Raw genomic sequence first — 7,644 nt, forward strand, 5'->3', positions numbered from 1 at the left:
TAAAGCTTTAGATAAAATGACCAGAAAGAGTTCCTCTGTTAGCCCTAAGGCTAACAGAGAAAAAGTTATTATTTTTTATTGTCTACAGATGGCATATTGAAATTTCCATCTAATTGCCCACGGAAATCAATAAAAGCAAATTCTTCATCATTTGCTTCCTGCTTCACCACCTCTTCTGCAGTAGCTACTTGCTCTTGAGCTTGGAAATTCTGACCGTCAATAATTGGCATATCAAAAGAAAATAAATCAGCCTCTTGCTCTTGAGCTAGATTCACTGTAGATTTTTCTCCTTCTGAATCAGAATTTTCCACTTTAGTTTCATTAAATACCGGAATTTCTAAGCTTTGATTGCTAAGATTTTCCTCTTGGGCTTCTTGTTCAGGTTGCAGTTGTACCTGAGGTCCTACCTCTCCTATAACTCTAATCTCATGAGGTTGCATTGTAACTATTTGCGGAGCAGCAATAATTTTAGGTTTATACTCTTGAGCTAAAATAAAGCTCGGAGGAGGAATTACTACGCCTTTGTTACTTTTCTCAGCCTCTGTACCTTTAGTTTCTAAAGTGCTTGGAGAAGCTTTTACTTCTTGGGTCGACACAATTTTTTGTGCTTCAAGACTTGCTTGAACTTCACTTTCAGTTAATTCTTTAGAAACAACCTTACTTGAAGAGATTTTACGAATTTGCTCTAAACTCAATAAGTTTTGGTAGAAAGCTTTAGTTCTTGGAGCAACTAATTTCTCTTTACCACTCACAAATACTTGATTGGTAAATTTTAAATCCGCAGTATTATTTTGAAACCATGCTTGAGCGGTTAAACGTACTAGCCCTGGATTTAAGTCTATAAGTTTGTCTGTTCTTTCTTCTTTAGCTAAACGAGTACGGAGTTTTTCGATATCTTGTACCGCAATCATTTCCGTTTCTAAAAAGATTTTTAGTAATTCTTCACGACTTAAACGAGGCTGAGGTAAGATTCCTAAAGCTAAAAGATGGAAAAACTCCCCATCATAAGCATGACGAATCCTCATAGCTACAACTTTTTCGCTATGATTACGTTTACTAGTGTTTTTTGCAGGAAACTTTTGCCTTGTTGACCACAGAACTAGTTCGCTATCTGCCCTAACTTGAGGTAAGTCTATAGCTCTACCCTCAAAACTTTTACGTAGTTCATTTTGACGTAAACTTAAATCCGCATTAAAAAATTTATTTGCTTTTTTAATTCGTGAAGTATTTACAATACTCAAAGCAGCATCCGTTAAAGCTACGAGATTTTCAGGAATTCCTTTCCCTTCTTTATCCGTAAACATTTTTGCCTGCATTTGAGTAAAATCAGGACCACTAAAGTGAGTTAAAGCTTGTTCTACTGATACCGACTTATTTGCTAAAGGTAAATCTACACTAAAGTCTTCATCAAATCTCAAAGTAGGAATATGAACAAAAAACAGATTCTGTTGGTTTCCTACAACTTGAGTTTGAAAAAGTTGCTGTTTATTGTCAGCAAAACGAGGTTTAATGCGATTTTGCTTATAATTAGTTTGCTCTAAACTATCATAAAAACTAGGTTGCTCAGCTAAGCTTTCTTGAAAACTAGTTACCTCTTCCTGTACAGGTTCACTTAGAGTTCCCCCTAAACTTGGGTTTGGCTCAACTACAGCGAGATCCGAGGTTTCTTCTAGGGTTTGGGTTGCAAGAGTTTGTGCTTCAGCTTGAGCAAAAAAATCATCAACAGGCTCTACCTCCTCTTGTTCTTCTAAGCTTGACTCAAAATCTGTAGCTACCGTACCATTTTTAATATCAGCAACTATGTTTTTTAAGAGGTCATTGTCGGTATTTGCTTCAATAAACTCAGAGGTTGTAGTGGGTGTAAAAGCAGAACTTGTTTCTAAATTCTGTGCAAAATCAACTTCATTCTCTAAGCTTGGCTCTTGCACTAACTCTGTAGTTGCTTCTCGTTCTTGCTCTTGCCCTATAGTTGGTTTTTGCTCAGGGAAGAGATCCAGTTCTGAAGTTAAATTGTGATTATGTGCAAACTGTGAATCTTCTTCCGCAAATAAATCATTTTGCCCTCGAGCATGAGTGCGATTGCTAGCAGTAAAAAGATGTTCTAAATCATCTAACTTACTCTCTGCGGCTTCTAAACTCGCTAAGATTTCTGTTTCATGTTTAATACGAGCAAAAGGATCTGAACTTAAAGACTGCTCTTGTGCTGGATACTCCTGCTCTTGGAGTTCGAGTTCCGCACTTGAGTTTAGCTCATCTTCTTGCCACAGTTTCTCTGAAGTCTTTTTTGCCACCTCTTCGTTTTTACCATAAGCTAAGTGATCTAAATCAATAGAACTCGAAGTCGTTGCTAGATCAAGATCATTTTGTGATTTTGTCTTTGGTTCTAGATTAATATCATCTACTTGCGTTGTTGTTTCTTGCTTAAAAAGCTCGGTAAAATCTTGTTCTTTAGCTTTAACTTGAGTCTCTGTTAAAGCTGGTTTTTTACCAAATAATTTTGCCCAAAACCCTTGATTTGAGTTTTGTGACTTATCTTTATCTAAAGATAATAATTCATTAAGTGATGAGTCTTTTTTCATATCTATGTCACTATAAAGACTTTAAGAATATTCAAAGGAAATTTCCTTATTATATTATATATTAAACCCTGATAAATACTTGGAATAATTGGGTTTTTACCCTATAAAAAAGGCCATCTTGACTACAAAGATGGCTTAGATTTTTGTTGCTGTTCTTTTAAAGCTTTTAAGCGTTCAAGCTCGGCTTGTTTTTTAGCAAGATCTTGCTTTTTACTTGCCAATGAATTTTGCTTATAATCAACTTGAAAGTAACCGGCGTGAGAATTATCTGCTTTGGATAATTTTCTTGACTTTCTTCCTGCTGGCTCTACAGGAATTGTAGACTCTGCAGCTACCAAAGTAGATTCAGGAGACTCTATTGAAGCTATAGGAGCTTCTGAAGCTCTAACCTCTTCTAAAACAGTTGCTTCTGAAACTAGAGAATCATTTATTGTTGCAAGGTTACTAGAGGATGTATCTAGCTCAACTTGAAAATGAGCTAGATTTTGTTCCCCCTCTTGCTCTTTTTGCGAACTTGCAACTTCTGTTTCAAATAATGCATCTAAAGAGGTTGAATCTAGCTTATCTTGAGAAATCGATTCTGACTCATAATTCTCCTCAAGTACACTTACTACTTGATCTTCAAGTAAAGTAATCGGCTTGCTCGCCTCTTCCTCAGGAATAGCATAATTGAGAGTAAAGTATTGCTCTTCCTTGCCTTGAGGAATTAAAGAATCTATTTGCACTCGAGATTCTTGAGCTTTTGGTAACTCTAGTTCTTGAATTTTTGGAGTATATCCGGAAACTAAAGCTCGACGTAATAAAGCAAAAAAGGATTGAGTGCTTAAATGCTTTTGTACTAACATTAGTTTTTCATACTTGTTATCGTATAAACGTTCGAGATAAGCACAGGTTTGTTGTTGAGCCTTAGTTAAGGAAGGCAACTTACCATATGCCATTACCAAACTTGCAATCCCATTTAACTCTTGCTTTAATTGGGCTTCTTTAGTTTTTATGTTTTCACTAGGTAAATAATAAAAAGGATAGGAGTTATCTACATTAACCCTTTCACGTTCTTCTTGTAATCTTTGGGATTCGGCAAGAATTGAAGAGTTAATCGTATTATTTTGATATTCTTCTAGATTATTAGAGTTACTATTCCCTTGATGTAAGAATGAATAGTAATCTAAGAGTAAACGTTTGATCATACATTGGAACATTAAAAATGCACCAAATAAGGTCACAAGAATCCCAATAATAAAACCTATGCCCTGCGGAAAGAAATAATTAATTAAGGTCGCAAAAAAGCCACCTACATCATAAATATTAAATAATAGATGCTTATTTGAGCCTAGATAAGTATAAAGTAAACCTATTCCACTAAAAGCTATCCCTGTCCCGAGAATAAAACCTAACCATCCCAGCCAATTAAACCCTTTACGAGTTCGTTGAAAGAGAAAAATAAGATGAAAGAAAGTCAAAAAGAACGGCACTACATAACCAAAGCGTCCAAAATTAAAAAAATTTAAGTCGGCAATGCCGGTAAGTAAAGTCCAAAACGAACTCTGACTGTTATATAAACTCGTCGTATAGGTAATCCCTGAATAATAAGGATTAAATATTAGTACGCTAATAATCGTGATAATCCCAAAAATCACGAGAAAAAAGAGGATTAAGCGACTAATAAGACCTGTTTCTGTAACCATGAAATAAATTGTAAATTTATGCTTTAAATAAAAAACTCTGAATAATAAACTAAGCCTTTATATTTTAGCACTTTAGGCATTTACTTTGCGAAAAAACTATAGCTATTGCCGAGAAAAAGTCAGAGAAGCTAAAGTCCTCTTAAAGAACTCTAGACTCTTTTAAAGAGCTCAATGCTCTCTTAAAAAACCTCAAGCTCACTTAGAAATAAATTTTCAGGTAATAATAAAGGTCTTGAGAGTTTTCTCAAGACCTTTAATCTAAATTAGTTCTAAGCTGTCCCGTAAGCCGGATTCTGTTTTATGTAATCATTTATCTAGAACTAACATCACTGTTAGCTTCAAGCGATCTACCCGTGTTCAGCTATGGGCAAGCTATATGAACACCTATTTGATCTTGCTCCAAGTGGAGTTTACCTAGCACAATCATTACTGACTGTCTGGTGAGCTCTTACCTCACCGTTTCACCCTTACCTTTTACAAGGCGGTTTGCTTTCTGTTGCACTTGTCGTGAGCTTGCACTCCCCAGGCGTTACCTGGCACTTTGCCCATTGGAGTCCGGACTTTCCTCTTATATTGCTACAAGCGATTACTCGGACTATGCTTAGCGGTGTTAAGTATAACATAAAGCTCAAGAGAATACAAAAAAAGTGACTACCAAATGATAGTCACCTTCTGAAGAAAAACTAATTATTTTTGTTTATCTTCGTTATTTTCTTTAGCACTTTCTTGAAGAGCTTCAAGAGCTTCTTGTTTTCCTTGCTCTACTTGTTCTTTTACAAGTGTTGCTTGTTCAACTTTCTCTTGTGCTTTTTCTCCTGCAGCTTGAGCTTTTTCTTGAGCTTGAGCCGCAGCTTCTTGTGCTTGCGTTGCTGCTTCCTGAGCTTTATCAGCTTGCTCTTGAGCTTGAGCGGCTTTAGTTTCATCTTCAGCCTTAGCTTTAGCTTCTTTCGCAGCTTCTTCCGCTTCTTTTTCAGCTTGAGCAGCTAAGCGTTCTGCTTCCTTAGCAGCTTCTTTTTCTGCTTTCGCTTTTTCTTTAGCAACCTTTTCATCTACTAAAACCTGAGCTTTAGCAGCTAGAGCTTCACGTTTTGCTAATTTAGCTTGTACCTTTTCTTTATCAACTTCTAAAGTTAAAGTGTAACCTTCTTCATCTTCTTTTTCAGAGAAGGTTGCATTATGATCTTTAACAGAAGCTGTATAAAGTACTAATGAAGCCATATCACGTAAGTTAATAATATCCGTAACATGGTGTTGCTCTAAGAACTCAACTTCATCATCGTAACTTGCAATTGCAGAAACGCTGAAGTTAGCATTAATAAATAATTCAGGATGGCTCGTGAAAATTTTATCTACGGTGTAGCCAATTTCGAAGATATTTTCGCAAGTAAAGATAACTGCACGAGCTTCTTTAATGTTTGCTTCTTCAAAGTGGGCAATATTTTTGAAATCACCAAAAATAGCATGCACCCCTACACGGTTAGTTTCGTAGAACTCATCAAGATTATTTGTAATTACAACTACAGGAATAGCTGCTTTATTTAAACGATCAACGATTGCTTTACCAATTGATGAGTAGCCTACTACAATTGTATGCTTGCTCATGAGAACTTGATTATTTGTAAAGCCATGATCATCTTCAATTGCTTTTTCAAACTCTTCTTCTGAAAGAGGAATTACTGATGAAGCACCTGAAATAATTTCAACATCTGGATTCGCTAAATTTTGTTCTCCCTCGTGAACTGTTGCTTTAGCTTTTTCGGTAGTTTTTTCTGGAGCTTCCCAAGTAATATCAGGTGTAGCTTCAACTTGAGCTACAGGTGTACCACTGGTATGAGCTTCTAAACCAACACGAACACGATTGTCGTACCATTTTAAGAATTTCTCCATTGCTAAGAATAAGAATGGGTTTAAAATAATACTAATAATCGCTCCCGCTAAAATTAAATCTTTTTGTCCATTATCTAAGTAACCATAACCTACTGCTAAACCAGCAAGGATAAATGAGAACTCACCGATTTGAGCAAGAGATACGGAAATAGTTAAAGCCGTACGATTGGATTTACCCATAGCACGGATTAACACATAAGCAACTAAAGATTTAACTACAACAATTACTAGAGCTGTAGCAACTACGCCTAATGGGTTAGTTAAGATAACACTATAGTTAAATAACATCCCTACAGCTACGAAGAATAACACTCCAAAAGCATCACGTAATGGTAAGGTATTATCTGCTGCACGGTGAGATAATTCTGAACCATTAAGAATCATCCCTGCAAAGAATGCACCTAATGCGTAAGACACATTAAATACTTCTACGGCAATATAAGCAATCCCTAAAGAAATTGCAAGAGTTGCTAGAGTAAAGAGTTCTGATGAACCAGTTGCTGCTGAACGATAAATGGCAGCTGGAATAATTTTGCCCCCAAAGAAAAACATCACAAAGACAAAGGCTGCAAATTTGACACCGGTCCAGAATAAATTCATTCCGAAAGCACCCATATCAAAACCTTCACCTGAGTTCATAAAGCTCATAGTTGGTAATACCACAAGAACTACAACCGTTAGTAGATCTTCTACAATTAGCCAACCTATAGCTATTTTTCCTCGCGGCGTTTGCGTAATGTTATTATCATTTAAAGCACGTAATAACACTACTGTAGATGCAACTGATAAACATAAACCAAAAATTGCTGCTTGGAACCAACTGAGACCAAAGAAATGACCGACAATGGCAACCACGGCAATCGTACCTAATACCTGAGCTATAGCTCCTGGAATTGCAATATATTTTACTTCATTTAGATCCTTTACCGAGAAGTGTAACCCCACTCCGAACATCAGAAGAATAACCCCTACTTCTGAAATTTGGTTAGCTAACTCTAAATCGGCATTATAGACAAAGCTAACATTTGGACCTAAAAGAATTCCGGCAAATAAGTAACCGATAATTGGTGATAGTTTTAAGCGATGAGCTATCATACCAAAAATGTACGCTAGCATAAAACCTATCGCGATAATACTAATCAGAGGAGTATCATGGTGCATTTATGTAATGTATCCTTATCTTGTTTGTGTTTATATGTTTATACATTTAGTTCAAGATCTAAACACTACAAAATCACACACCTTGTTGGATTGTCACCGCACCGCCAAGGCTGTAACCTTGAGCGCTAGATGCTGAATAACATCTGTAAAATAGCCGTTAAAAAAATTTACTTAAGAAGCAATAGATTTTTAAATAATCTCAGCAACTTAAATAAACTTTTAACCTTATCCATTGAACTAACTTCAATAGTAAACCATTTTACTAATGTGAGATAAAAGTATATGCAAATGAACTCTCCTTACATATATGCACTTTCTAAGAAAGAACTATT

At 35.9% G+C, this 7,644-nt stretch carries 3 protein-coding genes and 1 other RNA gene; all 4 read right to left on the bottom strand.

Annotated features, from left to right (window positions below):
* Positions 1 to 68: 68 nt before the first annotated feature.
* The 4 genes from CKF59_RS03010 to CKF59_RS03025 all read right to left on the bottom strand — a co-directional run bounded on the left by CKF59_RS03010 (position 69) and on the right by CKF59_RS03025 (position 7,267).
* Positions 69 to 2,579: a hypothetical protein gene (locus CKF59_RS03010; RefSeq protein ID WP_119534507.1), complete on the bottom strand. Its 2,511-nt coding sequence runs from the start codon at positions 2,577 to 2,579 to the stop codon at positions 69 to 71.
* A 122-nt stretch (positions 2,580 to 2,701) separates the two neighbouring features.
* Complete coding sequence (locus CKF59_RS03015) at positions 2,702 to 4,264, bottom strand: hypothetical protein (protein ID WP_119534508.1); 1,563 nt, start codon at positions 4,262 to 4,264, stop codon at positions 2,702 to 2,704.
* A 266-nt stretch (positions 4,265 to 4,530) separates the two neighbouring features.
* Positions 4,531 to 4,868: RNase P RNA component class A (rnpB, locus tag CKF59_RS03020), an RNA gene on the bottom strand.
* A gap of 83 nt (positions 4,869 to 4,951) precedes the next feature.
* Complete coding sequence (locus CKF59_RS03025; protein ID WP_222985537.1) at positions 4,952 to 7,267, bottom strand: cation:proton antiporter domain-containing protein; 2,316 nt, start codon at positions 7,265 to 7,267, stop codon at positions 4,952 to 4,954.
* Between the last annotated feature and the right edge of the window lie 377 nt (positions 7,268 to 7,644).

Origin of the sequence: Psittacicella gerlachiana (assembly GCF_003585965.1) — a bacterium.
In the GTDB taxonomy this organism is placed as follows: Bacteria; Pseudomonadota; Gammaproteobacteria; order Enterobacterales; family Psittacicellaceae; genus Psittacicella; species Psittacicella gerlachiana.

Excerpts from the sequence above, each read along its gene's own strand:
- CKF59_RS03010 (WP_119534507.1), bottom strand. The coding sequence starts at position 2,579 with ATGAAAAAAGACTCATCACTTAATGAATTATTATCTTTAGATAAAGAT.
- CKF59_RS03015 (WP_119534508.1), bottom strand. The coding sequence starts at position 4,264 with ATGGTTACAGAAACAGGTCTTATTAGTCGCTTAATCCTCTTTTTTCTC.
- CKF59_RS03025 (WP_222985537.1), bottom strand. The coding sequence starts at position 7,267 with ATGCTAGCGTACATTTTTGGTATGATAGCTCATCGCTTAAAACTATCA.